Below are 25,963 nucleotides of genomic sequence, written 5' to 3' on the forward strand. Positions count from 1 at the left end.
ACGAACGCCGGGAATCCACGCAGGGGCTGATGACGGTCGCGGCCATCCTGCTCAGCAGCGCCCTGAATTACGGGTACACGCTGCTGCTGGGCCGCTGGCTGGACGGCGCGCAGTACGGGGCGTTCGCGTCGTTCACATCGCTGTTCATGCTGTCTGCCGCGCTGCCGATCGCGTTTCAGCAGGCCACGTCTCGCCGGGCGCGCGGCGCCAATACTGCGCCGGCCCTGCGGGCGGGTGGTCTGCTGGGCGGCGCCCTGCTGCTGCTCGCGCCGGTGGCGGCGCGGCCGCTGGGGCTGGAACCGGCGTGGCTGGTGGCCTTCGCCCTGACCGTCCCGCTCCTGGCGCTGCTGGGCGCGTGGCGCGGCGCAGCGGGACGGCCGCGCCGCCGCGTTCGGCCTGAGTCTGCTGGTCGAGCACGGCCTGAAGATGGCCCTGACCCTGCCGCTGCTGGCGGCGCTGCCCGGCGCGGCGGCGGCGGTGGCGGCCACGCTGCTGGGCATGCTGCTGGCGCTGCCGGTCGTCCGGCCGGTCCGGGCGGCGGACTCGGCGCCTGCGGACGCGCCGGAAGGCAAGCGGCTGCTGGCACTGGTGGCGGCCGCGCAGAGCGGGCTGCTGTACGGGGACGTACTGCTGGCCGGCGCCCTGCTCACGCCCGATCAGACCGGGGCATTCGCGGCGGCGGCGACCCTGGCCCGCGTGGTGTTCTTCGCGGGGTGGGCGGTGCAGGTCGCGGCGTTCCCGCTGGTGGCGCGACGGGCGGCGGCGGGCGAGCCGCTGCGGCCCCTGCTGCTGGGCGCGCTGGGCGCGACCGTACTGATCAGCGGGATTCCGGCGGCGCTGCTGGCGCTGGCGCCGGAGTGGTGCGCGCGCGTGGCGTTCGGCTCGGCGCTGCCCGGCGCGGCCGCGCTGCTGCCCGGCGCGGCGGTGGGAACGCTGCTGCTGACGGTGGCCGGCACGGGGCTCAATCACCTGCTGGCGTCGGGCGGGGTGGGCGCGCAGTGGTTCGTGGCGCGCGCCTACCTGTGGTCCGGGGCGGCGATGCTGCTGGCCGCGGCGCTGTTCGGTCACCTGCCTCTTCATCTGATGCTGATCGCGGCCCTGGGAAAAGGTACCCTGCTCCTGAGCGCCGCGTCCTCCCTCATCCCTCACCCCTGGAGGTCTACCCGTGTCGTATCCCGCGTTTGAGCAGTGGCGAGACGTACCGCTCGCCCGTGTGAGCCTGAGCATCGTCGTTCCCGCCTACAACGAGTCTGAACGGATCCTGCCGACCCTGGCGGCGTTCGCGGTGGCGGTCAGCGCCATGGGCGAATCCTGGGAACTGATCGTCAGTGACGACGGCAGCCGGGACGGCACGGCCGATCTGGTCGCGGGTCTGCCCTGGGCGAACCTGCGGGTGCTGCGGCACGCGAACACCGGCAAGGGCGGCGCGGTGCGCCGGGGCGTGCGGGCCGCGCGCGGCGACCTGATCCTGTTCGCGGACGCGGACAACAGCACGCCGATCGAGGAGCTGCCGCGCCTGATCGCGGCGGTCCGTGCGGGCGCGCACGTCGCGATCGGGTCGCGCGCGGCCGAGGGCGCCGAGGAGGTCGGGAAGAGCACCGTGCGCCGGATCGTGTCCGGGGGGTTGCGGCGCGTGACGCGGCTGCTGACCGGCGTGACCGCCGAGGACACCCAGTGTGGCTTCAAGCTGTTCCGGGGCGAGGTGGCGCGCGACCTGTTCCGGCGCGGCGTGATGGACGGCTTCTCGTTCGATCTGGAACTGCTGTACCTCGCGGCGCGGGACGGCCTGCGGGTCGTGGAGGTCCCGGTCCGCTGGGTGGACGCCCCGGACAGCAAGGTGGATCCGGTGCGGGACTCGGTGAAGTTCCTGAAGGACGTGCTGATGCTGCGCCGCCTGCACGGCAGCGGTCACCCGCCGCGGGAGGGCATGCATCTGGCGGTCGTCACGGCCTACCCGCCGGGGCGGCGCAGCCTGAACGAATACGGCCTGCACCTGTCGCGCGTGCTGGCCGACAAGCCCGAAGTGGGGCACATGACGATCCTGGCCGATCAGCTGCCCGCCGGGCAGGCGGCCGGGGACGCGCCGAACGTTCGGCGCGTGTGGGCGTTCAATGATCCGCTGTCGCCGCTGCGTCTGCTGCTGGCGTTGCGGCGCGCGCGGCCGGACGCGGTGATCTTCAACCTGCAGATGGCCAGCTTCGGGGACCGCCGCGTGCCGGCCGCGCTGGGTCTGCTCACGCCGATGCTGGCGCGAGCGCTGGGGACGCCGAGCGTCACGCTGCTGCACAACCTGTTCGAGACGGTGGACCTGGAGCGCGCGGGGTTCGGCGGCAATCCGCTGAAGGTGCAGGTCACGCGGGCGTTCGGGCGGCTGTTCACGCAGGCGCTGCTGGCGTCGAACCTGGTGGCCACGACGCTGCCGCGCTACGTGAAGCTGCTGCGGGAGGAGTACGGCGCGAAGAACGTGTTCCTGGCGCCGCACGGGACGTTCCAGCTGCCGCTGCCGCCGCAGCCGTTTCCGGAGGTGCCGACCGTGATGACGTTCGGGAAGTTCGGGACGTACAAGCGGGTCGAGGTGCTGATCCAGGCGCACCGCCGCCTGCTCACGCGTGACCCGCGCACGCGGCTGGTGATCGCCGGGAGCGACACGCCGAACGCGCCGGGGTACCTGGCGGGCGTGCAGGCGCAGTTCGCGGACGTGCCGAACATCTCGTTCACGGGGTACGTGGCCGAGGAGGACGTGCCGCGCGTGTTCAGTGACAGTACGGTGGTGGCCTTTCCGTACAGCGCCACGACCGGCAGCAGCGGCGTGCTGCATCAGGCCGGGGAGTTCGGGCGCGGCGCGGTCATGCCGAACATCGGCGACCTGGCCGACCTGATCCAGGACGAGGGGTACCGCGCGGAGTTCTTCGAGCCCGAGGATCCCGAGTCGTTGGCGGAGGCGTTGTGGCGGGTCCTGAGTGATCCGCGGCAGGCGGCGGCGCTGGGCGAGGCGAACTGGCGCGTGGCGTCCAGTCTGCCGCTGTCGGATGTGGCCGACTGGTACCTGCTTCACCTTGAAGAGCTCACGGGCGCCGCGCCCACCTACACGTCCCGCCCGCAGGAGGCCCAGGCATGACCCGACCCCCCACCACCCTCGACATTCAGGTGCGCCGTGACGCGCCGCAGCGCGACCTGCTGCTCAGTGGCCGCCTGGACGCCCATCAGGTGCCGGCGTTCCTGGCGGCGGCCGAGCCGCTGGCGGCGCACACCACCCTCGATCTGGCCGGCGTGACCTTCATGGATTCCAGCGGACTGGCGGCGCTGGTGCGCCTGGTGCGCGCCGCGCGCAGTGACGGCCGGGAGCTGGTCATCGTGAACGTACAGGATGGCGTGCGGCTGGCCATGGAGATCACGGGCCTGTACAGCGTGCTGCCGATCCGGTAGGCGGCCGTGAGTCTCGCCGAGACGCCGGACGCCCTGACGGAACTGCTGGATCAGGTCGCGGACCTGAGTGATCAGCTGGTGTTCCTGCAGCGCCTGATTCCTCAGGCGCTGGCCCTGACCGACGAGTCGCAGGCGACCGAGCTGGTGCAGCAGGCGGCGGCGCTGATCAACACGCCCGGCGCGGCGCTGAACGTGCGGGGCGCGTGGCTGGGGGACACGCCGGGGTGGCTGCGGGACCTGCGGCCGCCCGCCCACGCGGCGGTGCTACCGGCCGGGTCGGTGCACACCGGCGCGCCGTTCACCGGGGCGTGGCGCCTGACGTCGGTGCTGGCGGTGCCGCTGCAGGACGGCTGGCTGGCCCTGTGGGGCAAGCGGGATTTCCTGGCGGGGGAACGGGAGCTGATCCACACGCTGGCGCAGCTGCTGGACGCGGCGCTGCGGGCCATGGTGCAGCGGCGCGAGGCGGCCCGGTACGCCATGCAGGAACGCGACCGGCGGCAGGCGCGGGAGGTGTGGCGGGCCGTGACGCCCGAGGCGCTGCGCACCCCGCCCGGGTACCACCTGCTGCTGCACTCGCAGCCCGCCAGTGATTTCGGCGGGGACTTCCAGTTTCAGGAGGCCGAGTGGCTGGTGGCGGGTGACGTGAGCGGCAAGGGGCTGCCGGCGGCGATCATCACGGCGATGTTCGCGTCGGCGTTCACGGTCGCGGCGCGGTCCACGTCCATGAACGCCACGCTGGGCGAGGCGCTGCACGATCACCTGGAGCGGTCGGGGGCGTTCTGCACGCTGGCGGCCATGCAGGTCCGCCCGGACGGGCAGCTGCGGGTGATGAACGTCGGCCACCCGCCGGTGCTGCTGCGCCGGGCGGACGGCAGCCTGGAGGAAACGCGGGCGTCGGCGCCGCCGCTGGGCACGTTTCCGCTGCTGCACGTGGAGGTCGAGCGGGTGTGGCTGCATCCGGGGGACGCGCTGCTGGTGTACAGCGACGGGCTGTTCGAGGCGGAGGACGCGGCCGGGGTGCCGTTCGGCCTGGACCGCACGCGTCAGCTGGCGTCGGCGGTGGCGCCCACGTCCTTCATCCGGCAGGCGGTGTCGGGCCTGCGGGACTACGCCGTGTCGGACGACCTGACGCTGCTGGTGCTGCAGCATGACCCGGGGGGCCGCGGCGTGCAGCGGCACCTGCCGGGGGACCTGCAGGCGCTGGCGACGCTCAGCGAGGCGCTGCGGGAAGCGGTACCGCCGGATCATCCGGCGCTGATGCCGGCCGAGCTGGCCGTCACGGAGTTGTTCGTGAATGCCGTGAGGCACGGCGGGGCGCGCGAGGTGACGCTGCGGGCCCACACGTCCGGCGACGACATTCTCGTGACGCTGTCCGACGACGGGCAGCCGTTCGATCCGCGGCAGCAGACGCTGGGGGCCGGCGGTGAGCTGCGTGAACACGGGTACGGCCTGCTGATCGTTCAGCGCTGCGCGCGGGAATGGCATTATGTGCGCAAACAGCATCTCAACCGGCAGACGCTGCGCCTGCGCGCGCCGACCCTCCCTGCGCCTCCCCCCTAACGTGAGAAAGGACCATCCATGCCCCTGACGCACCTCGTAAACGGACCTGAATTGACCCTCAGCGGGCGCCTGGACGCCCAGAACGCCCAGGAGCTGCGTGCGGCGCTTACCGCGCTGGCCGCGGCGCCCGGGGACCTGCGGGTCGATCTGGCGGACGTGCCGTTCATGGACAGCAGCGCCCTGGCGGCCCTGGTCAGTGCGCTCAAGGACCGCCGCCGGGAGGGCCGCAGCCTGCGGGTCACGCGGGCCAGTCCGGCCGTGCAGGAACTGATGTCGCTGACCATGCTGGGCCGCGTGTTCGGCCTGGAGGAGCCCCGGTGACGCGTCACCTGCCGGCGAACGTCACGCTGTTCGGCCACGTGCAGGCCAAGCACATCCTGGTGGTGGAGGACGCGCCGGGCATGCGGCTGCTGGTGAGGCACATCCTGAATCAGGGGGGGCACAAGCCGGTGGAGGTCGATTCGGTCGAGGCGGCCCTGGAGGAACTGGAGCGCGGTCCGGTGGACGTGATCATCACGGACCTGATGCTGCCGGGCCGGTCCGGGCTGGACCTGCTGCGTGACCTCGCCGGCCGGCCGGACGCGCCGCCGGTGATCGTGCTGACGGGCAGCGGGGAGGAGGTGCTGCGCGAGCACGCCCTGAGCCTGGGCGCGCACGCCGTGCTGTTCAAGCCCTTCAGCCGCTACGAGCTGCTGGACGCGGTGTTCGCCGCGGGGATGAGCGGCTGAGCGGACGCCGCTGGGCGGGTGCCTGGCCGGCCCGGCCGCGCTGGCGGCAGCCCGCTGTGCGGACCGGCGGTCCCGAACTGGAGGTGACGGGTCCCCGCCCGAGCCTGCATGTGCCCGGCGCGCAGCTGCCCGCCGGGGAGGACGAGCGGGCGGGTGGACGGCTGCTGGCGTTCGCACTGCTGCTGATGCTGGTGCTGCACGGCACGCAGCTGATCAGCGGGTCGTTCACGCGCACGTATGACGCGCTGATTCACGTGTACTTCGGCGCGCACTACGCGAAGTCGTTCTTCGACCCGTGGGAGAGCGGGTGGTACACCGGGTTCTCGCTGACGTCGTACCCGCCGCTGAGTCACTACCTGATCGCGCTGCTGAGCTTCCCGCTGGGCCTGATGGGCGCGTTCGCCGCGACGCAGATTCTGGCGCTGACGGGCCTGACGGTGGGTCTGTACCGCTTCGGGAAGGTGTTCGTCACGGCGCGCGCCGCCGGGTACGGCGCGGTGCTATTGATCCTGTCGAGCGCCATCGCCGAGACGGTGCAGGTGTTCGGTCAGCTGCCCACCACCCTCAGCCTGGGTCTGCTGCTGAACGCCATTCCGTTCGCGGTGCGCTGGGTGCGGACCGGTCAGAAGACGTACCTCGTGCGGGCCGCGATGTGGACGGCGGCGACCACCGCCGCGCATCACGTGACGACGCTGTTCGGCAGCGTGTTCTTCATCGCGCCGGTCTTGCTGGCGGTGGTGCTCGAGGGCGCGTCGCGGCCCCGCCCGGGGGAAGGCACGCGCGGGTGGTGGCGGGTGTGGCGGCGCGTGTACCGGGTGCTGCCGCGCGTGTACCGGGGCGGACTGTACGGCGCCTCGGCGATCATGGCGCTGGTGCTGGTCGTGCTGCCGTATTGGCTGTGGAGCCGCGCGGACCCGATCACGCAGGTGCCGATTCCGCACGGCAGCCGCGCGAACTTCCTGCAGCGGCGGGATTTCGGGTTCATGTTCTGGCTGGTGCCGTGGGCGACGCTGCTGCCGCTGTACTGGGACGCGGTGCGCCGGGGCCTGAGCGCCTACCGGGGGCTGCCGCGCTGGCCGATCATGGCCAGCATCCTGCTGCTGAGCCTGCTGGGTACCGGCGGCACCACGCCCATCCCGAAGAAGCTGTTGCGCGGCGCGTTCGACATCCTCACGCTGGACCGCTTCACGTTCTGGGCGTGCATGCTGATCCTGCCGCTGGCGGGCCTGACGATCGAGTCCTGGCGGCACGGCGCGTGGCGGGTGTTCGTTCAGGCGCGGTTCGGGGCGCGCGTGCATCACCTGCTGGGGCTGCTGCTGGTGACGCTGGCCCTGGCGGTGTCGGTCGGGATCAGCGCCCTGACGTACTACCGGAAGTTTCAACCGGAACGGATCGACGTGGCGCCCATCGTGAATTTCCTGGAGAGCGGCGGCCGGGACCGGTACCGGTACATGGTGCTGGGCTTCGGGGATCAGATGGCGTGGCTGAGTGCCAACACGCGCGCGACCACGCCGGACGGCAACTACCACAGCGCCCGGAAACTGCCGGAACTGACCGCCACGCCGGTCGAGCGGCTGGAGGGAGCGAAGTACACCGGGGTGCCCGGGCTGGGCAGCCTGCGGCAGTTCATGACCACGCCGGCCAAGTACAACCTGCGCTTCATGCTCAGCAACGACGCGTTCTACGATCCGGCGCTGCACATGCTGGGCTGGGTGCGGCTGGGCACGCTGCCGGGCGGGATCATGGTGTGGGAACGGCCGGGCATTCCCGAGGTGCAGCCCCGGCTGCCGCGGCGGGAACTGCCGGTGTGGCAGCGGCTGATGTGGGGGCTGCTGCCGTCCAGCGCGCCGGTGCTGGCGCTGCTGTCGCTGCTGCTGCCGGTCGGGGCGGGCCGGGCGGGCCGCTCGCGCTGGCCGTGGGTGCGGCTGCTGGCCGAGGACAGCCTGGAGCCGCCGCCGCAGCAGGGGGCGTGGTGGCACTCGTGGGTGCGGCGGTTGCCGCTGCGCTCGTGGCGGACGGCGCGGCTGCGGTCGAAGCGGCGGCCGCTGGCGCTGCGGCTGGTGAACAGCGGGCTGCTGTTCGCGGCGCTGCTGGCGGGGGGGGTGGGCGCGTACCTGAAGTTGCGCCCGCAGCAGACGCCGCAGCAGGCGGTGCTGGGGTACTGGGACGACCTGGATTTCAAGCGGTTCGGCGCGGCGTACCGCTGGATCGAGCCGCAGGACGGCCTGACCGAGGAGCGGTGGCGGCTGGACCTGTCGGTGGTGGGCGGCCTGCGGACGGGCTACGCGAAACTGGATTCGCTGCGGGTGCTGGGCGTGAGTTACAGCGGCCCGCCGGGCGCGGCGGGCACGGTCGCGACCGTGCGGTCGCGCCTGACGTGGTTCACGGCGCTGGGGGACCTGACCGAGGAGATCAGTCAGGACCTGCGGCGCACGCCGGTCGGCTGGCGCCTGCTGGTCAGTCCCACGTTGACGGTCCGGCCGCCGCTGCGCTTCCAGCCGGTGCCGGGCTTGCAGCGGACGGCGCCAGCGGCGGATGAGCCGGTGCCGCTGCGGGTGCTGAACCGGCGGCTCGTGGCGTTCCGGTCGGGTCCGGGCGCCCCGGAGCAGGTGGCGGTGGTGGGTGAGGTGCAGAACGTGGGTCGGCAGGGGGCGTCGCTGACCCTGTCGGCCAGCGTGTCCGACGCGGCCGGGGAGGAACTGGGTCGGAACGACGCGACCGAGACGTTCCTGCCGTGGCTGAATCCCGGGGAACGCACGCCGTTTCTGATCACGTTCGATGGTCCGGGTATGACCGTGGACGTGCGGGACGTGGTGCGGTTCGATGTGCGCGCGGCGGGCGTGGCGACCAGCCGGAACCTGGACCGGGACCTGAACCTGTGGCGGCGCGGGGACCTCGTGCGCGTGGAGAACACGGGCGCGGCCGAGGCGACCCTGACGAACGTGATCGGCGCGCTGGAGGACGGCGCGGGGACCGCTTGGGTGGAGCGCGCGTACCTGATGGAGGCGGTGCCGCCCATGCAGTCGCGCGAGACGGCGCTGCCGCTGGCCCTGCCGGCCGGGTACCGCGTGCTGGGCGGGGCGGCCGCGCCGGGGCGGGTGCGGGGCGCGCGGCTGTACGCGCACGCCTTCCACCGGGAGGAACCGTGAGGGGCCGCTGGCTGCTGTGGGGCCTGGGGGCGCTGCTGTGCGGCTGCCGGCCGGCCGCGCCGGAGGAGGGGCTGCGCCTGTCGCCGCTGCCGCAGCTGACCCGGTCCGGGTCGGCGGTGCGGATCTCGGGCGTGGGGGCGGTGGTCCTGACCTGCGACACGCCGGCCGGTCCGGTGATCCGCACCGTGACCGGTGGCGGCGAGGTCCCGGTGCCGCCGGACACCCTCCGCTGCGCGGCCACCCGGCCCGGTCAGCCCGGCGCGGAGGTCAGTGTCCGCTGGCCGCTGCCGGTGCCGCCGGGTGACGAGGCTGGGGACGCCGGGCCTGAAGTTGACGGCGTTGACGGGACCAGGGTTGACGGAGCTGGGCTGGAGGTCGGGGCGCCGGCCGGTCGGCGCGGCACGCTGCGGGTCGCGCCGGCGGTCGTCCGGCTGGGTGAGCGCGACACCTGGACCGTCACCGCAGAACTGCGCGGGGCGGGGGGGGCGCTGGTGCCGGACGGCACGCCCGTGACCCTGCGCGGTGGCGGTCTGGGGCCCGAGGAGCTGACGGCCACGCGCCTGACCGTGAACGGCGTGGCCCGCTGGATCCTGACCCCCACCACGGCCGGCCCCGTCCGGCTGCGGGCCACGGCGGCGGGCTGGCAGGCGACGGTCACGGCCCGCGCGGACCGGGGGCTGCTGGGCGGGCAGCCGCAGGCGCTGCTGACCGGCCGGACCCTGAGTCTGGGGCCGCTGCGCTGGCAGGACGGCGCGCTGCCCGACGACGGGACGCCGGTGCGCCTGCGGGCCCTGAACCGGGCGGGGCGGGTGCTCTGGACGGCGGACGTGACGGTCGCGGCGGGTCAGGTGCAGGTGGACGTGCCGCGCGTGCCGGGCGCGGTGACCGTGCAGGTGGAGCTCGCGGGCAGCGAGCTGAGGGTCCCGTGGCCCTGAGGCCCCCGGTGCCCGCGACCCGCCGCACCCGCCTGAAACGGGTGGCGTTCGTGCTGGTGGTGCTGCTGTCGGGTGCGGCGGCCCTGCTGGCCGTGCTGGTGTCGGCGCAGGCTTTTGACCGGCTGACGCGGGCGGGCGTGCAGGTGGGCGCGCTGAGTCTGGCCCGGCGGCCGGTGTCGAGTGCCAGCCTGACCTGGCTGCCCGGTCCGGCCGGGGCGCGGCAGCCGGACGCGTTGACGCTGGAGGACCTGCGCCTGGCGTACCTGCAGGCGTTCAGTGAACTGACGTACGCGCACCGCAGCGGCGACGTGACGGGCCTGCCGGGGCGGCTGAGCGGCGCGGCGCTGCAGGGGGCGCTGCGGGCCACGCAGCCGACCTCGAACGCGCTGGTGCTGGACTGGGCGCACCGCGCCGCGCCGCTGGGGCTGGTCGGGGACGGGCGGACGTTCCGGCTGCGCGACGACCTGTGGACGCTGCGGGCCCGGCCCGGTGCGGGCGGCTGGCAGGACGTCCGGGCGCAGCGGGAACGCCGGGTCGTGACGCTGCGGGAGGTGGGGGGCGTGTGGCGGGTCAGTGACTGGCAGGTCACGGCGGCGGCGTCCCAGGCGCCGTCAGCGGCCGTGCCGCTGGACGTGAGCACCTGGAGGGCCGTGACGCTGAGCGAGTGGTCGGAGTGGACGCGGGACGAGTGGCGGGCGGAACTGGGGCGCCTGCAGCGGGCGGGGCTGGCGCCGGTGGCGCTGGAGATGCCGGCGGTCATGACGGTGGGCACGGGGCGCGCCCTGCGGCTGGGGGTGCGCGTGGCGCGGCAGCTTCAGCTGCCGGTCGTGGTGTCGTTCGCGGCGCCGCTGACGCTGGAGGGCCTGCCGGCGCGGGTGACGGCGGGACTGCAGGGGCGGGGGGCGCTGGCGCTGCTGCCGGGGCCCCTGCCGGATTCCGGTGACCTGACGACGGCCCTGATCGGGTGGCTGCGGGCGGCGCAGCCGCTGCCGCTGGTGGCGGAGGGCGCGCCGGTGAACGTGGGGGCGCTGGGGCTGGTGTCGGCGCGGGTGGGCGACGGGCCGGGGCAGCTGCGCCGGGCGCCCGGGCCGCCGCGCCTGCCGTGGAAGCAGGCTGGCGCGCTCGCGGCGCTGGAGGCGTTGCCCGCGCGGGGCTGGCTGGCGGGCCGTCCGTCGGCGCTGATCGGCGCGGACGGGCAGGTCACGCCGTGGGGCGCGGCGCTGCTCAAACGGGCGGACGGGCCGGGGCGGTGATCGCCAGCGCGGGACGCGGCGGGCCGGGGTGGACCCGCGGGTGACTATGATCGGGGGTGAACGCAGCCTGAATCCTTTTCCTGCCGGTCCGTCCGGCGCGCGGCGCCACCCGGCCGCGAACAGCGAGGCCCCATGATCACCATGAACGAGAGCGTCACCCGCAGCCAGGCCTATTTCGACGGGGCGTGGCACGCCACCCCCGGGAGTTTCGAGGTCATTCACCCGGGGACCCTGGAACCCATCGGTTCGGTCGCCGACTGCTCGGCCGACGACGCGCGGCGCGCCATTGACGCGGCCGAGCTCGCCCTGCGGTCCTGGCGGACGGTCAACCCGTATGCGCGCGGGCAGATCCTGCGCCGGTGGCATGACCTGATGCTTCAGCACAAGGAGCCGCTGGCGCGCCTGATGACGCTGGAGATGGGCAAACCCATCACCGAGACGCGCGGCGAGGTGCACTACGCGGCCAGTTTCATCGAGTGGTGCGCCGAGGAGGCCAGCCGCATCGGTGGGGAGCGGGTGCCGTCGAGGTTCGATCACAAGCGCGGGTTCACGGTCAGCGAGCCGGTCGGGATCGTGTACGCGGTGACGCCGTGGAATTTCCCGGCGGGCATGATCACCCGCAAGGCCGCGCCGGCCCTGGCGGCCGGGTGCGTGATGATTCTCAAACCGGCCGAGCAGAGTCCCATGACGGCCCTGTACCTCGCCGAACTGTGGCTGGAGGCCGGTGGCCCGGCGAACACCCTGCAGGTGCTGCCCACCAACGACGCGCCGGCCTTCAGCGCGCCGTTCATGGCGGACGAGCGGGTGCGCAAGCTGACCTTCACGGGGTCCACGGCGGTGGGGCGCCTCCTGTATCAGCAGGCGGCGCGGACCCTCAAGCGCGTCAGTCTGGAACTCGGCGGGCACGCGCCGTTCCTGGTGTTTGGGGATGCGGATCTGGAACGCGCCGCGCGGGAGGTGATGGCCAGCAAGTTCCGTAACGCTGGGCAGACGTGCATCAGCACCAACCGCGTGTACGTGCAGCGCGCTGTGGCCGCTGAATTCACGGACATCCTGACCCGACTGACCCGGGCGCTCGTCCTCGGCGATCCGCTGCAGGACGGCACCGGCGTCGGCCCGGTGGTCGAGCAGGCGGGGCTGGACAAGGTCCGGGCGCAGGTCGAGGACGCCCTGGCGCGCGGCGCGACCGCCACCGTCGGCGGTACGCACAAGGAAGGCCTGTTCTTCCACCCGACCGTCCTGACCGGCGTGCACCCGGACAGCCTGATCCTGCGCGAGGAGACCTTCGGTCCCGTCGCGCCCGTCGTCGTGTTCGACACCGAGGAGGAAGCGCTGGCCCTGGCGAACGCCAGCGAGTACGGTCTGGCCGCATACGCCTACACCCGCGACCTGTCGCGCGCCTTCCGCGTGGCCGAGGCGCTGGAGTACGGCATCGTCGGCATCAACGACGGCGGGCCCAGCGCCGCCGCTCCGCAGATGCCGTTCGGTGGCCTGAAGAACAGCGGCGTGGGCCGCGAGGGCGGCCACTGGGGCCTGGACGAGTACCTTGAAACCAAATACGTCAGCCTGGGCCTCTGACCGGGCCGGTCCCGGTTTGCTTTCCGCCCGGCAATCCGCTAGACAGAGGACATGACGGGATTAGGGCGGGACCGGAGGCAGTTGCACGTGCTGCTGGTGGATGACGACCCGGAGGACCGCGCCCTGGTGGCCGAGGTGGTCACGCGGCTGGCCACGCCCGTGACGGTTCACGCGCTGAACGACGGCCCCGGCGCGATCGCGTGGCTGTCGGAGCAGGCGGAGCGCGCGCAGCTGCCGGACGTGATCATGCTGGACATCCGCATGCCCGGCGTGAGCGGCCTGGAGGTGCTGCGGGCCCTGCGGGAGGACGAGCGGCTGCGCAGCGTCCCGGTGGTGATGCTGACCACCTCCAGCAACGAGGAGGATGTGGACGCCTCGTACCGCCTGGCGGCGTCCGGGTACTTCGTGAAGGACCCGGATTACGCGGCGTTCGCGCGGCAGATGCAGGTGTTCGCGGAGTACTGGACGAGCGTGAAGGCCTCCGGGGACGGGCCGCTGGGTGCCCGCGCCGGGCGGTAGCGTACCCCTCCCCGGGTGACGCGGCGCAGCGCGCCGGACAGCCCGGCGCCCAGCAGAACGGACGCCAGCAGCAGAATTCAGAGGTATTGAATGGCTACTTCAATATCTCTAAATCAAGCGGACTCAAAGAGCTGCGCCGCAGAGCGAGCACCTGACAACATCAGCGGTTGGAAGTGGACTTGAAGGGCGTGGTGTTGGCCCTTCAATGGAGCTGGACACCGCTGTCAGGACGCGGGGGGCGTTCGTGGCGAGCACGTACAGGCCCATGACGATCAGGAAGGATGCGAAGGCGCGGCGCAGGCTCAGCTGCGGCAGGTGCCGGCCGATCCGGGCTCCCAGCTGACTGCCGGCCACCCCGATCACGGCGAACAGCGCGATCAGCGTCCAGTGCAGGTCCGGGCCGCCCTGGCGCAGGTGGTTCAGGAACCCGGCGGCGCTGTTCAGGGTGATGATGCTCAGGCTGGTGCCCACCGCGAGCCTCAGCGGCAGGCCGCCCAGCAGCACCAGGGCGGGCACGATCAGGAATCCACCCCCCACGCCGACCACGCCGGTCAGGACCCCCACGCCCGCTCCTTCCAGAACGGTCAGGGCCGCCGGGTGCGCGCGGCGGGCGGGTTCGGGCGGCGCGCGGAACATCAGGCCCGCGGCGAGCAGCATCACGCCCGCGAAGATCAGCAGCTGGGCGGCGCCGCTGAGGTCCGCGCTGAGGGCCGATCCGGCGGCCGTGCCGAGCATGCCGGGCAAGCCGAACAGCGCCACGCGCGCCCAGTCGATCTGGCGCCGCCGCGCGTAGGGCAGCGCGCCGAACAGGCTGATCAGCCCTACGATGGCCAGGCTCTCCGTGACGGCCCTCTTCTCGGGCTCACCGACCAGGTACACCAGCACCGGAACGGTCAGGATGCTGCCGCCGGATCCGAGCAGGCCCAGGCTCAGGCCGATCAGGGCCGCGCCGATCCAGGCCAGGATCACGGCTGATCGCCGGCCATCGGCCCGCGGCCGTCACGCAGCCGGGCGGCGCTGGGGAGTGTTGGGCCGCGCGGGGCGGGCCGTTCGTTCGGGAGGCGGCCGGGGACGGTCACCGGGACCCGCTGCGGGTGGGCAGTCCGGCGGCCTGCCAGGCCTGCAGGCCGCCCTGCAGGTTCCGGGCGTCCACGCCACGCGCCTGGAGTTGCCGGGCGGCCAGGGCGCTGCGGCGGCCGCTGGCGCACTGACAGATCACGACGCGCCCGTCGGGGAGGTCGGCGGCGGGCAGGTCGCCCATCGGGACGTGCAGACTGCCGGGAATGAACGCCGCCCGCCGTTCGCTGAGTTCGCGCACGTCGAGGATCACGGCGCCCTGGCGGCAGAGGGCGTGCGCGTCCTGCGGACTGAGGCCGGGAACTGCCGGGCCACGCCGGGCCTTGAGGAATCCGAACATGCTCAGACCGTCCGGGCGCTGTGCTCGCGCTGGTAGGCGTCGAACCCGCCGGCGAGTTCGCTGACGCGCAGGCCGTGGGCGCGCAGGAGGCTCGCGGCCGCGGCGCTGCGGGCGCCGCCCTGGCAGTACACGACGATCTCCTGATCGTGGGGCAGCTGGCCCAGGTGCCCGGCGAGGCGGCTGGCCGGCAGGTGCTGCGCGCCAGGGACTGCTCCGGCTGCGTGTTCGGCCCGGCTGCGCACGTCGAGGATCAGGGCGCCGGCGTGCTGAGGGAGTTCCGCGACCGGGAAGGGCCGGGCGGGCGCGCTGCTCAGGCCGTCGGCCGCAGTCACGAAACCGGTGACGTGATCCAGACCGACCATCCACAGGCGGCGGCGCAGGGTCTCGGCGTGGGCGGCGTCGCGGGCCAGCAGGATGAAGCCGGGCACGTCGGGGCGCAGCAGCCAGCCGGCCCACGTCTCGAAGGTCCGGCCGTCCGGGAGGTTCACGCTGCCGCGCGGCGCGCCGGCGTGGTGTTCCTCTTTCGGGCGTGAGTCGATCAGGACGTGCCCGGCGGTCACCTGGGCGTTCAGGTCCGCCGGGCTGAGGTGCGGCAGGGGCGTCACGTCCCCCAGCAGGGGCGGTCCGGCCCGGTTGTGCCGCTTCATGCGGCCGTAGTACTGGGGCGCGTCGGGCTGACCGCTGAGCAGCTGGGCGGTGAAGCCTGCTTCGTCGCCGTCGGCCACGTACGGCGCCCACCAGGCCAGCGCGCGCTCGTAGCCGACGGTGGTGGTGGGGACGGTGCCCAGGGCCTTGCCGCAGGCGCTGCCCGCGCCGTGGCCGGGCCAGACCTGCACGCCGTCGGGCAGGGTCAGGAATTCGTCGCGCAGGCTGGCGAACATCTGACGCGCGCCGGTGAAGCGGGTGTCCACGCCGCCGGCGGCCTCGTCGAGCAGGTCGGGGCGGCCGACGTCGCCGACGAACACGAAGTCCCCGGTGAGGTACAGGGCGGGCTGGTCGCCGCGGGGGGGGTCGGTGACGAGGAAGGACACGCTTTCGGGGGTGTGGCCGGGGGTGTGCCGGACCTCGACGCGCAGGTTGCCGATCGTGATGGTCTGGCCGTGGCGGAGGGGGTCGGCCGGCAGGTCGTAGGTCCAGTCGGGGCCGCCCTGGGCTGGCAGCAGCAGGCGCGCGCCGGTGCGGGCGGCGAGTTCGCGGCTGCCGGAGAGGTAGTCGGCGTGGATGTGGGTTTCGGTGACGTGCGTGACGCGCAGGCCACTCTGGGCGGCGCGGTCGAGGTAGGGCTGCACGTCGCGGACGGGGTCGATGACGAGACTCTCGCCGGTCTTCTGGCAGCCGATCAGGTAGGACGCCTGGGCAAGGTCAGCGTTGTAGAAGCGTTCGAACAGCATGGGGGCCTCCTGGGGCGTGAACTGACCAGAAGGTATACCCCCAGGAGGTATAGATCAATGGCCGCCGGTCCGATATCAGCGGGTCCGATACCGCCCATCAGCTCCCCTGATACACCGCGCGCGCCGCCATCCGCTGATCGGGCCGCGCCCATTCTGGCTGGTCAGATCAGGTCAGAACTGGATCTTTACGTCAGCCAGCCTTTCCCGCTACGCTCGGATCATTCCCCGCCAACCCCCTGCCGTTGGCCCCTGCCGCGCCCGGCGGCCCAAGGAGCTCCATGACCCAGACCCTGCCTGCCCCTGCCGACCTGATCCGCCGTGAAGACGCCCTCGGCGCCCACAACTACAAGCCGCTCGACGTGGTCATCCACCGCGCCCAGGGCGCCTGGGTCTGGGACACCCAGGGCCGCCGCTACCTCGACGCGCTGTCCGCCTACAGCGCCGTCAACCAGGGCCACTGCCACCCGCGCATCATCGGCGCCCTGACCGAACAGGCCCAGCAGGTCACCCTGACCTCCCGCGCGTTCCGCAACGACCGCCTCGCCGACTTCTACGAGACCGTCACGCGACTGCTCGGCTACGAGGCCGTGATTCCCATGAACACCGGCGCCGAGGCCGTCGAGACCGCGATCAAACTGGCCCGCAAGTGGGCCTACCGGGTCCGCGGCGTCGCGCCCGACCAGGCCGAACTGATCGTCATGGACGGCAACTTCCACGGCCGCACAACCACCCTGGTGTCCTTCAGCACCGAGGCGCAGTACCGTGACGGTTTCGGGCCCTTCACCCCGGGCTTCGTGCCGGTGCCCTACGGCGACGTGGCCGCCATCGAGGCCGCGATCACGCCCCGCACGGCCGGGGTGCTGTTCGAACCCATCCAGGGGGAGGCCGGCGTCATCACGCCGCCCGACGGCTTCCTGCGCGCCCTGCGGGACGTGTGCGACCGCCACGGCATCCTGATGATCGCCGACGAGATCCAGACCGGCCTGGGCCGCACCGGCCACTGGCTGGCCTGCGATCACGAGCAGGTCAAACCCGACCTGGTCATCCTCGGCAAGGCCCTGGGCGGCGGCGTGTACCCCGTCAGCGCCGTCCTGTCCAGCCGCGAACTGATGGACCTCTTCCGTCCGGGCGATCACGGCAGCACCTTCGGCGGCAACCCCCTGGCCGCCGCCGTGGCCCAGGCCAGCCTGCAGGTGCTGGACGACGAAGACCTGCCCCGCCGGGCGCAGGAACTCGGCGCGCACCTGCGCCGCCGTCTGGAAGACCTGCGCAGCCCGCACGTCCGGGAGATCCGGGGCCGCGGCCTCCTGATCGGCGTGGACCTGCACGCACCCGCCCGCCCGTACTGCGAGGCGCTGCGCGACCTGGGCGTGCTGTGCAAGGAAACCCATGAGACCACCATGCGCCTCGCGCCGCCGCTGGTCACGACCCGCGAGGACCTCGACTGGGCGGTCGACCAGATCGCGCAGGTCCTGCGCTGAGTGCCGGTGGGTCGCCCGGTCAGCGCCGGACGCGGCGCCACACCGGCCGGGCGGCCCACCCGACCAGCGCGGCCAGCAGCGCGGGCCACAGGTCCAGCGTCCACCCCCACACGAACGCCCCCGCACCCGGCGGTCCGCCCGGCCGGGTCAGCGCGCGCGCCAGCGGCGTGAACGACCCGTCGGCCGTCAGCAGGCCGCCCGGGCCGTAGAGCGCGCCCACCTCGAATCCGCCGGCGGGCCGCGCCTGCACGAACGCCCGCAACTGCCAGGTCTGCCGGGGCGCGTGCAGCAGCCCCAGCGGCCAGCGGCGCGCCCGGAACACCTGCTCCGCGGTCCGGATGAAATCCACGCCCGGTGTGGCCGTCCAGCTGCCCAGCGCCAGCGGCGCGCCCCGGGCCTGCAGGGTCTGGCGCCACACGGCCGTGGTCTCCCGGTCCGGCAGGCGGGCCGCGCGGAGCGTCACCGCCCGCAGTGACCCGGGGCCGCCCGAGGGGCCCAGCGCTCCATGCAGGGCCCGCAGGGCCCGCGGGCTCCACTCGTCGGTCCGGACGGTCAGATGCACCGCGACCTGCGCGCGGCGAGCCAGGCGGTCCAGCCGAGCCAGCGTGGCGGCCACGTCCGCCCGTTCCGGCTGACCGGGACGCAGGTCCAGCGGCAGCACCAGGGTGTCCAGGCCCAGGTCCCGCACGGCCTGCAGGTCCCGGCGCCACTGATCGTCGGACCGGTCCCGCCACGGCAGGTCGTCCGGCCCGAACCGCACGGCTCGCGCCAGTGGCGCCGGGCCGGGCGGCGTCGGCTCCGGCAGCGGCTGGTCGCTCACGGTCCGCCAGTGATGGGTGCGCCAGTTCCCGTCGTCCAGCTGCAGCACGCGGTCCTCGACGCGTACTGCCGTCCGCAGCGGCGCGCCGCGCGCGTCGACCGCCAGGTACGTGAACCGGTCGGTCAGGCTGACCGTGCCGCCGTCAGGCGCGTAGAACCGCAGCGTGACCCGGTGCCCCCAGGTGGCCAGGGCGCCGCCACCGGCCGCCACGGCGCGCGCGTCGTCCAGCGCGCCCTCACTGAACAGGTCGCGGAGCCCCTCCGGCTGACCGCTCAGGCGCGCGAACGCGATCTCCCGCTCGCCGCGCAGCAGGCTGTCGGTGAGGGCTTCGCGGGTGGACGGCTCCAGGTCGCGCGGGCCGGGCTCAGCGGCCGCCCAGGTCAGCAGGCCCGCGCCGTTGCGCAGCGCGCCGGCCTGCGTCTGACTGCCGGCCACGTCACGGGCGCAGCTGCTCAGAGCGAGCAGGACGAGCAGAACCCCGCGGAGTGGCGTCACGACCCGCTCATTCAAGCACGCTCCCCCGGCTGGGGCATGCATTCTCCGCCGGTCAGTTCTACACTGTACTCAGGAGCCAACATGCCGTATCCGCCCTGCGCGCCGGAACCCACGTTCGACGGGCATCTGTACCTGACCGCTGACCGGTCAGGCGTGATCACGTACGCCAACGGGGCGGCGAGCCGCTGGCTGCGGCGCGCCGGCGCCGAGTCGTCTGAACTGATCGGCGTGCGCCTGACCGACACCCTGGCGCCCGGCTGCACGGTCCGCGCCCGGCTGGGCGCCGCGCCGGTCGTGGGCCAGCCGTGCGGCACCTGCTCGCAGCTGACGGTGCGGACCACCCTGGACGGGTACGAGGTGCATGGGCCGCTCAGTCTGGCGGCGCCCGCCGACCGGGAGGACCTGGCCGAACGCCTGAATGCCGCGCCGCACGTCGACGACGTGGTGCAGGTCATCCTGAACCACCCGGCCTGGCAGGCCCTGAGCGTGCAGGTCGCGCTGTTCGACGGTGTGGGGTCGGCCCTGCGCGTCCTGCGCGCCGGGCCGACCGGACCGGTCCTGACGCAGCAGGTGCCGGTGCACGCGCCGCATCCCCTCAGCGCCGCCTTCCACGGGGGCAGCCCCGCTAGCAGCGCGCCCGCCGCGTGGGCCGGGACCGGCCTGCTCGTCCGTCCCGACGCGTCGAGTCTTGTCACGTTGCCGCTCAAGGTCGCCGGGCGGCCGCTCGGGCTGATCGTCCTGGAGTACGCGCGGCCCGCCACGCCGGACCGGGCGTGGTCGCTGGCGGCCCTGTGCAGCGCCGCCCTGGACCGCGCGGCCCACGCGGACGAGGCCAGTCGCGGGCAGCTGCGCTACCGCACCCTGCTGGAAAGCACGCACGCGGCCCTGTGGGAACTCGACCGGGACTTCGCCATCCAGGGGGAAAGTCCCAACTGGGAAGCCCTGACCGGACAGCGCTTCGAGGAGTACGCCGGGCGCGGGTACCTGGACGTCCTGCACCCACAGGACCGGGCGCGACTGGAGGCCGACATCGCCCGCGGCATCCAGGGCACCGCGCCGTTCGAGCTGCGGGGGCGCATGCGGCGCGCCGACGGCCAGTACCGCCACGTGGCCGCCCTGGCCCTGCCGGTGCCGGAACAGCGCGGGCACGGCCACGGCTGGGCCGGTTCCATTCAGGACGTCACCGAGGAGATCTGGGCCGCCGAGTGGGAGGGACCCGCGCAGCATCTGCTGACCCTGTCGGTGCAGGGCGGTCCCGCCTGGCCGACCTTCCGGGCGGTGCTGGCTGAACTGGTCCGGGTGGGCGGCGCCGCCGGGGGCGTCCTGGTGGAGGTGCGGGACCGGAGGTCCACCCTGCGCCCGGTCGCCCGGCAGGGGCAGGTCAGCGCGCCGATGGGTGAACTGACCCGCATGGCCGGTCAGGTGGGCGCCCTGGCCGCGGCCGAGCAGCCCACCTGGCGGACCAACGAGCGGCCGGACGCCGGGGCCAGGAGGGACGTGCTGGCCGTGCCGCTGCGGCACGACGGGCAGCTGATCGCGCTGGGGCTGCTGTACCTGCCCGGCGGGTCCCTGAACGCCACGGACCTCGAGCACCTGCGGTGGCTGCAGGCGCACCTCGCGCCGGTCATGCACAGCGCCCAGCTGCGCGACGCTCTGGAGCGCAGCGAGGCGCAGGCCCGGTCCATCGTGTCGGCGCTGGACGAGGGCGTCATCCTGATGGACGTGCAGGGCCGCCTGATGACCGCCAACCGCGCCGCCCGGGAGCTGCTGGACCTGCCGCGTGACCTGCCGCTTCACCTGCAGCTGACCTGGGACCTGGACAACGAACGCGGAGAGCGACTGACGCGTGAGCAGCACCCGGCGGCCGTGGCGCTGCGCAGCGCCCACGCCGTCCGGCGGGTGATTCTGGCGCGCACCCGCTCCGGTGGTGGGCGGCTGTGGCTGTCCATGAACGCCATTCCGCTTGAGGACCGCAGCGGGGTGGTCGTGTCGTTCAGCGACGTGACCGAGGCGGTCACGCTCCGCCAGCAGCTCACGGAACAGGCGCTGCAGGATGACCTGACCGGGCTGGGCAACCGCCGGGCGTTCCAGCGGGCCGTGCGGGACCTGTGTGGGGCGAGGGCCGCCGCGCTGCTGATCGACGTGGATCACTTCAAGGCGGTGAACGACACGCACGGGCATCACGTGGGCGACGACCTGTTGCGGGCCCTGGCCGCGCGGCTGCGGGCCCTGGCGCCCGCCCCGGCGGTGGTGGCCCGGCTGGGCGGGGACGAGTTCGGGATCGTTCACCCGGACCTGCCTGCGGGCGCGGCGGCGCGGCTGGCGCAGGCGATCGTGCAGGGCGTCGCGCGGCCGGTGGAGCTCGGGAGCGTGTCGGCGCAGGTTAGTGCCAGTGTCGGGGTGGCCACGCTGGAGTGCGTGCCGGACGGCGACCTGCACCGCGCCGCCGACCTCGCGATGTACGCCGTCAAACGGGCCGGGAAGGCCGGCTGGCAGGCCTTCGAGGCGCCCGCGACGACCGCCTGAACCCGTGTGCTCAGGCGGCGCCCGACCGGCCGCTCAGCTGGGCGGCAGGGTGCAGGTCAGGCCGTTGAAGTACAGCCGGTCGCGCTGCTCCTTTCCGCCGGTCTGCTGCTGATGCTCGTGGCGCAGGTGGGCCGCGAACGCCTGCGCCGAGATGCTCACGACCACGTACCCGTTGGTGTCGACGGCGCTGGTGGCGTGACAGACGAGCACCTTGTTGTCGTGACCCTGGAAGCTCCCGCCGTTGCCGCGCGGGTAGCCGGGCAGGTCCTCCTTGACGACCACGCCGTCGGGCAGGGTGACGGTGCCGGCGGCGCTGGCCGGGCCGGTCAGGGCGAGAAGGGCAAGAACGGTGAATGACGTGCGCATGGTGAACCTCCGGGTGAAGTCCAGCGCCACTGAAGGATGGGGGCGGCTGAACCGACCCCTCCAGTGTAAACTTTTTCACTTTGAGGGGGGGCCGCTTGCAGCGCCGCCGCGCCCGCCAGCCCCCACCCGGCCAGTCCCACACGCCGTCGCCTGCCGGGGGATATGGACCGCCCCGGCCCCTGCCGTACAGTGTCGGGTGTGCGCCTGCGTCACCTGCTGCTCCTGGCCCAGCTGCCCTTCTGGGCGCTGCTGCTGATCGCGTTCCTGATCCTGCAGACGGGTCTGGACCGCCGGGTGCAGGTGCTCGAGCAGTCCCGCGTCACCCGCACGCAGCTCGAAGGCGTCAATGCCCTGCTGACCCACGTGGTCGACATGGAAACCGGCGTGCGCGGCTACGTGATCGCCGGGCAGCCCAGCTTCCTCGAACCCTACTACCGCGGTGAAACCGCCTACCCGGCCGTCCTGAAGGCCCTCAGCGACAGTGGCACCCTCCGGGACGGGGACCGCGCGCACCTGAACCGCATCCGGGGCATCATCCAGCAGTGGCAGACCGAGGTGGCCCGGCCAGAAATCCAGGCTCGCCCGGACCGGCCCGAGGCGGCCACCGCCATGGTCCGCAGCGGTCAGGGCAAACGCCTGCTGGACGGACTGCGCACGGAAGTCGAAACGCTCACCCAGGCGCTGACGGCCCGGCTCCAGGCGTCCGACCAGCAGGCGCAGCGGCAACTCGACCTGCTGCGCCTGGAACTGGGCGTCGCGGCCGGCGTCCTGCTGCTGCTGAGTGTCCTGACCACCCTGGGCGCCGCGCGGCTGCTGACCCGGCCCCTCACGGCCCTCGGGCGCGGCGCCCAGCAGGTCAGCGAGCAGCAGGACGCCGGCGCCGTCACCGAGCAGGGCCCCCGCGAGTACCGCGACCTGACCGGCACCTTCAACCGCATGACCGAACGCATCGTCGAGGCGCGGCGCGCCACCGACCACGCCGCGCACGAACTCGCCAGCCGCAACGCCTGGCTGCGGGACCTGTCCCGCCTGAGTGACGCCATGCAGGCCGCCCGCAGTCTCGACGAGGGCGGCGAGATCCTCACCCGCGCCCTCCCCCACCTGCTGCCCGGCACCAGCGGCCAGCTGCTCCAGCACAACGCCTCACGCAACCTGCTGCTGCACGCCGCGCAGTGGGGCGACCCGATGGGCAGCCCCACCCCCGACCACTGCTGGGCGCTGCGGCGCGGCGAGACGCAGGGCGACCCGGCCGACGAGCCGTTCATGCCGCCCTGCCCGGGCCAGAGCGACACGTACCTGTGCGCGCCGCTGTTCTCGCACGGGGAGACGCTGGGCCTGCTGCGCGTCCGCCCGGACCCCCACACGGACCTGCCCGCGCTACGAGGCGCCCTGAACGACGTGGCCCGGCAGGTGGCGCTGGCCCTGGCCAGCCTGCGCCTGCAGGACCGGCTGCTACAGCAGTCCATCCGGGACCCGCTGACCGGCCTGTACAACCGCCGTCACCTCGAAGCGCAGCTGACCGCCGGCGTGGCCGCCGCGCACGCCACCGGCGGTCCCCTCAGCCTGATCGCGCTGGACATCGACCACTTCAAACGCCTCAACGACACGTTCGGTCACGACGCCGGGGACGCGGCCCTCGTGCGGGTCAGCGCCGCGCTGCGCGACCTGGCGCCGGCCGGCAGCACCCCCGCCCGCCCCGGCGGGGAGGAATTCACGCTGCTGCTGCCCCACATGACCCAGGCCGGAGCGGCCGCGCTGGCCGAACAGGTCCGCACGGCTGTGGAGGACCTGCACCTGACGCACGACGGACTGCCGCTGGGTCAGGTGACCGTGTCGCTGGGCGTGGCGACCCTGCCGGCCGGCGGCACGGGGGACGCGCTGGTGGTCGCGGCGGATCAGGCGCTGTACGCCGCCAAACGCGGGGGCCGCAACCGGGTCGTGACGGCCGCCTGACCAGCCACGCAACCCCGGCAGACCGGAAGGCAGCTGCCGGGGTTCAGACGGACGGGCGTTCGGGCCAGCTGGGCGTGCGGCTCTCGCACCAGAAGGTCACGAACGCGTCCACCTGCTCGACGAACTTCTGGAAGCTGTTGCTCTTGACCAGGTACGAACTGGCGTGCAGCGTGTAGGCCCGCTCGATATCGCCCGGCTGCGAGGACGTCGACAGCATGACCACCGGAATCGACACCAGCCGGGGATCCTGCTTGATGACCGTCAGCACCTCGAACCCCGACATGACCGGCATGTTCACGTCGAGGATGATCACGTCCGGCGCCGTGCCGCCGCGCAGCACGCCCAGCGCCTCCTCCCCGCTGCTGCAGGTGGTGACCGCCAGCCGGTCGCCATGATCAGCGAAGACTTCCCGCGCGAGCATCAGGTCGGCGGGGTTGTCGTCGACCAGCAGCACCCTGAACGGCCGGGTCACGCCCGCTGCCTTTTCCCTGCGTCCACACTCATCCCCGCCAGTATACGCGGGCCGCCCCCCCACGCCCCGCTCTTTTCCGCACTCCGCTGCAAGAAAACTGCACGAATCAGCCCGGTACGGTGAGGGCACGCCCCACCCAGAAGGAGGAGTGATGCGCCGAGTCTCCCTGTTGGTCCTGCTCACCCTGTGTGCCTGCACCCGCCCGGCCTCCGACCTGTACCAGCCGGCCCAGGCCGACGCTCGCCTCAGTCAGCCCGGACCGGTCGTGCTGACCGTGGTCAACGCCGCCGGCAAGGAGACCACCTTCACGCGCGCGCAACTGGCCGGACTGGGCCTGGTGTCGTTCAGCACGCCGGACCCCTCCCGCAAGAACGAGCAGCACGAGTACACCGGACCGCTGCTGAGCGAAGTGCTGAACCGCGCGGAGATCGACCCGGCCGCCACGCTGCACCTCGTGGCGCTGGACAAGTACAAGACCGACCTGAACCTCGTCCCGATCCGCCAGGTGCCCGTGATGCTGGCCCTGACCTCGGACGGCGACCTGCTCGAGCCGCGCAACTTCGGGCCCGTGTACATGACCTTCCCGTACGGTGGCGTGCGGCTGGACCCGAATGTCTACAACGCCGCGTGGGTCTGGCAGCTGTACCGCATCGAGGAGCGGCCCGGCGGCGCCTGAGGCCCCCATGCGCGCCCTGCTTGCCCCGACGCGAAGGTGGCCGCTCGGGCTGACGCTGCTCAGCATCGTGCTGATCGTGACCCTGAGCGCGTTCGCATTCACGTTCACGCGCCTGAACAGCGTCGCCAGCCTCAGCAGCGTCTCGATCACCGGCTGGGCGTACGCGGAATTCGTGCGGCAGGCCGCCGAGGTGCGCGTCACCCTGAGCGACCCGCAGCGCACCACCCCGCAGGACCTCGACCTCTCGCTGGCCGTGCTGCAGTCCAAGGCCACGGTCGTCAGCGGTGAACCCCTGCTCGACCGGATCGACCCGGAGCGGCGAGCGGCGCTGCTGCGCGCCGTGGACGACGCCCAGCAGCTGACCATCCAGGACCTGCGCGCCGCCGGAACCGGCGAACGCCTGGACCGCATCATCGCCGGCGCGCAGGAAGGCTACGCCGGCGCGGTCGACCTGCTCGGACGGGAGCGCAGCGGCATCGCCCGGTCCCTGCACATCGCCGAGGTGACCCTCGGGGCGCTGGCCGCGCTGCTGGCCCTGACCATCACCACCGTCATCCTGCAGATCCAGTGGCGCGCGCAGCGGGACGTGCGACTCGAAAGTGAACGCCGCAGTGAATCCGAACGCGCGCGGGCGGCCCTGGAACGGACCGCCAGCGAACTCCGCGCCGCCGAGCACGCCCTGCAGCGCGAACGGGACTTCGCCGTGCAGGTGATGGAGGCAGTGGGCGAAGGCCTGTACGTCACCGGCCCGACCGGGCAGTTCGAGTACGTGAACCCCGCCCTGGCCCGCATGGTCGGGCGGCCCGCGGCGCTGCTGGTGCAGCGGCCGTCCGCGCAGGTCCTGCCGGACGTGCCCGACCCGCCGCCCGGCCGTGGACCACTGACCACCGAGTACGCCCTGCGCCGTCCGGATGGAGGCGTCACGCCCACCCTGCTGACCACCGTGCCCCGCCAGGGCGGCGGCGTCACGGCCGTCCTGACCGACCTGAGTGCCCCCAAGCAGACCGAAGCCCGACTGCGCGCCCTGTACGAGGTGACCGCGCGGAGCGCCGCCGACACCGTCCTGCAGGACCTGCTGTCGGTCGCCAGCCACGCCTTCAACGCGCCTGGGGCATTCGTGTAGAACGGTGCGGTCGTCGCCCGGGCCGGCACGATCGACGACCGCACCGCGCTGCACCTGACCGAGCAGAACGAACCGCACGGACCGGGCCACCTGCG

General features: G+C 73.2%; 22 protein-coding genes. 16 read left to right on the top strand and 6 right to left on the bottom strand.

Going from position 1 to position 25,963, the window contains the following annotated elements; all coding sequences use genetic code 11:
• The first annotated feature begins 426 nt into the window (after positions 1-426).
• The 11 genes from IEY69_RS15190 to IEY69_RS15240 all read left to right on the top strand — a co-directional run bounded on the left by IEY69_RS15190 (position 427) and on the right by IEY69_RS15240 (position 13,148).
• A complete protein-coding gene (locus tag IEY69_RS15190) occupies positions 427-1,185 on the top strand; it encodes a hypothetical protein (RefSeq protein WP_189073987.1) in 759 nt (252 codons plus the stop codon).
• Entirely contained in the window at positions 1,166-3,118 is a 1,953-nt protein-coding gene (locus tag IEY69_RS15195) for a glycosyltransferase (RefSeq protein ID WP_189073988.1), read from the top strand. The genes IEY69_RS15190 and IEY69_RS15195 overlap by 20 nt, the downstream gene beginning before the upstream one ends.
• A complete protein-coding gene (locus tag IEY69_RS15200) occupies positions 3,115-3,426 on the top strand; it encodes an STAS domain-containing protein (RefSeq protein WP_189073989.1) in 312 nt (103 codons plus the stop codon). The genes IEY69_RS15195 and IEY69_RS15200 overlap by 4 nt, the downstream gene beginning before the upstream one ends.
• A gap of 6 nt (positions 3,427-3,432) precedes the next feature.
• The gene (locus IEY69_RS15205; RefSeq protein WP_189073990.1) at positions 3,433-4,986 is read left to right on the top strand and encodes an ATP-binding SpoIIE family protein phosphatase; all 1,554 of its coding nucleotides are present in this window, start codon (positions 3,433-3,435) and stop codon (positions 4,984-4,986) included.
• An 18-nt stretch (positions 4,987-5,004) separates the two neighbouring features.
• Positions 5,005-5,307 (top strand): STAS domain-containing protein, encoded by a 303-nt coding sequence (locus IEY69_RS15210; protein ID WP_189073991.1) that lies wholly within the window; start codon positions 5,005-5,007, stop codon positions 5,305-5,307.
• Positions 5,304-5,714, top strand: a complete 411-nt coding sequence (locus tag IEY69_RS15215) for a response regulator (RefSeq protein WP_189073992.1) — start codon at positions 5,304-5,306, stop codon at positions 5,712-5,714. The genes IEY69_RS15210 and IEY69_RS15215 overlap by 4 nt, the downstream gene beginning before the upstream one ends.
• Positions 5,715-5,797: 83 nt before the next feature.
• Positions 5,798-8,863 (top strand): 6-pyruvoyl-tetrahydropterin synthase-related protein, encoded by a 3,066-nt coding sequence (locus IEY69_RS15220; RefSeq protein ID WP_189073993.1) that lies wholly within the window; start codon positions 5,798-5,800, stop codon positions 8,861-8,863.
• The gene (locus tag IEY69_RS15225) at positions 8,860-9,798 is read left to right on the top strand and encodes a hypothetical protein (protein WP_189073994.1); all 939 of its coding nucleotides are present in this window, start codon (positions 8,860-8,862) and stop codon (positions 9,796-9,798) included. Before IEY69_RS15220 ends, IEY69_RS15225 begins: the two co-directional genes overlap by 4 nt.
• Positions 9,789-11,051, top strand: coding sequence for a hypothetical protein (locus IEY69_RS15230; protein WP_189073995.1), 1,263 nt, complete (start codon positions 9,789-9,791; stop codon positions 11,049-11,051). Before IEY69_RS15225 ends, IEY69_RS15230 begins: the two co-directional genes overlap by 10 nt.
• Positions 11,052-11,183: 132 nt before the next feature.
• Positions 11,184-12,629, top strand: a complete 1,446-nt coding sequence (locus tag IEY69_RS15235; RefSeq protein WP_229784015.1) for an NAD-dependent succinate-semialdehyde dehydrogenase — start codon at positions 11,184-11,186, stop codon at positions 12,627-12,629.
• 51 nt (positions 12,630-12,680) lie between these two features.
• On the top strand, positions 12,681-13,148 hold the full coding sequence (locus tag IEY69_RS15240) for a response regulator (protein WP_189073996.1): 468 nt from the start codon (positions 12,681-12,683) through the stop codon (positions 13,146-13,148).
• 123 nt (positions 13,149-13,271) lie between these two features.
• Here IEY69_RS15240 and IEY69_RS15245 read toward each other — a convergent pair whose 3' ends face one another.
• The 3 genes from IEY69_RS15245 to IEY69_RS15255 all read right to left on the bottom strand — a co-directional run bounded on the left by IEY69_RS15245 (position 13,272) and on the right by IEY69_RS15255 (position 15,956).
• Positions 13,272-14,117, bottom strand: coding sequence for a sulfite exporter TauE/SafE family protein (locus IEY69_RS15245; RefSeq protein ID WP_189073997.1), 846 nt, complete (start codon positions 14,115-14,117; stop codon positions 13,272-13,274).
• A 106-nt stretch (positions 14,118-14,223) separates the two neighbouring features.
• A complete protein-coding gene (locus tag IEY69_RS15250; protein ID WP_189073998.1) occupies positions 14,224-14,565 on the bottom strand; it encodes a rhodanese-like domain-containing protein in 342 nt (113 codons plus the stop codon).
• A 2-nt stretch (positions 14,566-14,567) separates the two neighbouring features.
• Positions 14,568-15,956 carry an MBL fold metallo-hydrolase gene (locus tag IEY69_RS15255; RefSeq protein ID WP_189073999.1) on the bottom strand — a complete coding sequence of 463 codons (1,389 nt, stop codon included), beginning with the start codon at positions 15,954-15,956 and terminating at the stop codon, positions 14,568-14,570.
• Between the two features lie 278 nt (positions 15,957-16,234).
• On the opposite strand from IEY69_RS15255, the gene rocD reads away from it, so the two are divergent.
• A complete protein-coding gene (gene rocD / locus IEY69_RS15260) occupies positions 16,235-17,437 on the top strand; it encodes an ornithine--oxo-acid transaminase (protein ID WP_189074000.1) in 1,203 nt (400 codons plus the stop codon).
• A gap of 19 nt (positions 17,438-17,456) precedes the next feature.
• On the opposite strand, the gene IEY69_RS15265 is transcribed toward rocD, so the two are convergent.
• The gene (locus IEY69_RS15265) at positions 17,457-18,752 is read right to left on the bottom strand and encodes a serine/threonine-protein kinase (protein ID WP_189074001.1); all 1,296 of its coding nucleotides are present in this window, start codon (positions 18,750-18,752) and stop codon (positions 17,457-17,459) included.
• 81 nt (positions 18,753-18,833) lie between these two features.
• Here IEY69_RS15265 and IEY69_RS15270 point away from each other — a divergent pair, with 81 nt between their 5' ends.
• A complete protein-coding gene (locus tag IEY69_RS15270; protein WP_189074002.1) occupies positions 18,834-21,278 on the top strand; it encodes a sensor domain-containing protein in 2,445 nt (814 codons plus the stop codon).
• 33 nt (positions 21,279-21,311) lie between these two features.
• Here the strand turns inward: IEY69_RS15270 and IEY69_RS15275 are convergent, their stop codons facing one another.
• Complete coding sequence (locus IEY69_RS15275) at positions 21,312-21,644, bottom strand: hypothetical protein (RefSeq protein ID WP_189074003.1); 333 nt, start codon at positions 21,642-21,644, stop codon at positions 21,312-21,314.
• 198 nt (positions 21,645-21,842) lie between these two features.
• Between IEY69_RS15275 and IEY69_RS15280 the strand changes: the two genes are divergently transcribed.
• Positions 21,843-23,597 carry a sensor domain-containing diguanylate cyclase gene (locus IEY69_RS15280; protein WP_189074004.1) on the top strand — a complete coding sequence of 585 codons (1,755 nt, stop codon included), beginning with the start codon at positions 21,843-21,845 and terminating at the stop codon, positions 23,595-23,597.
• 43 nt (positions 23,598-23,640) lie between these two features.
• On the opposite strand, the gene IEY69_RS15285 is transcribed toward IEY69_RS15280, so the two are convergent.
• Positions 23,641-24,069 (bottom strand): response regulator, encoded by a 429-nt coding sequence (locus IEY69_RS15285; protein WP_189074005.1) that lies wholly within the window; start codon positions 24,067-24,069, stop codon positions 23,641-23,643.
• A gap of 151 nt (positions 24,070-24,220) precedes the next feature.
• Here IEY69_RS15285 and IEY69_RS15290 point away from each other — a divergent pair, with 151 nt between their 5' ends.
• On the top strand, positions 24,221-24,745 hold the full coding sequence (locus IEY69_RS15290; protein WP_189074006.1) for a putative pterin-binding protein: 525 nt from the start codon (positions 24,221-24,223) through the stop codon (positions 24,743-24,745).
• 7 nt (positions 24,746-24,752) lie between these two features.
• The gene (locus IEY69_RS15295; RefSeq protein WP_189074007.1) at positions 24,753-25,868 is read left to right on the top strand and encodes a PAS domain-containing protein; all 1,116 of its coding nucleotides are present in this window, start codon (positions 24,753-24,755) and stop codon (positions 25,866-25,868) included.
• Positions 25,869-25,963 lie beyond the last annotated feature (95 nt).

Origin of the sequence: Deinococcus sedimenti (assembly GCF_014648135.1) — a bacterium.
GTDB lineage: Bacteria > Deinococcota > Deinococci > Deinococcales > Deinococcaceae > Deinococcus > Deinococcus sedimenti.

What these genes read in the sequence shown, in the direction of transcription:
- IEY69_RS15275 (WP_189074003.1), bottom strand. Translation starts at nt 21,644, where the DNA reads ATGCGCACGTCATTCACCGTTCTTGCCCTTCTCGCCCTGACCGGCCCG.
- rocD (WP_189074000.1), top strand. Translation starts at nt 16,235, where the DNA reads ATGACCCAGACCCTGCCTGCCCCTGCCGACCTGATCCGCCGTGAAGAC.
- IEY69_RS15235 (WP_229784015.1), top strand. Translation starts at nt 11,184, where the DNA reads ATGATCACCATGAACGAGAGCGTCACCCGCAGCCAGGCCTATTTCGAC.
- IEY69_RS15190 (WP_189073987.1), top strand. Translation starts at nt 427, where the DNA reads ATGGCCCTGACCCTGCCGCTGCTGGCGGCGCTGCCCGGCGCGGCGGCG.
- IEY69_RS15290 (WP_189074006.1), top strand. Translation starts at nt 24,221, where the DNA reads ATGCGCCGAGTCTCCCTGTTGGTCCTGCTCACCCTGTGTGCCTGCACC.
- IEY69_RS15295 (WP_189074007.1), top strand. Translation starts at nt 24,753, where the DNA reads ATGCGCGCCCTGCTTGCCCCGACGCGAAGGTGGCCGCTCGGGCTGACG.
- IEY69_RS15210 (WP_189073991.1), top strand. Translation starts at nt 5,005, where the DNA reads ATGCCCCTGACGCACCTCGTAAACGGACCTGAATTGACCCTCAGCGGG.
- IEY69_RS15255 (WP_189073999.1), bottom strand. Translation starts at nt 15,956, where the DNA reads ATGCTGTTCGAACGCTTCTACAACGCTGACCTTGCCCAGGCGTCCTAC.
- IEY69_RS15200 (WP_189073989.1), top strand. Translation starts at nt 3,115, where the DNA reads ATGACCCGACCCCCCACCACCCTCGACATTCAGGTGCGCCGTGACGCG.
- IEY69_RS15270 (WP_189074002.1), top strand. Translation starts at nt 18,834, where the DNA reads ATGCCGTATCCGCCCTGCGCGCCGGAACCCACGTTCGACGGGCATCTG.
- IEY69_RS15250 (WP_189073998.1), bottom strand. Translation starts at nt 14,565, where the DNA reads ATGTTCGGATTCCTCAAGGCCCGGCGTGGCCCGGCAGTTCCCGGCCTC.
- IEY69_RS15240 (WP_189073996.1), top strand. Translation starts at nt 12,681, where the DNA reads ATGACGGGATTAGGGCGGGACCGGAGGCAGTTGCACGTGCTGCTGGTG.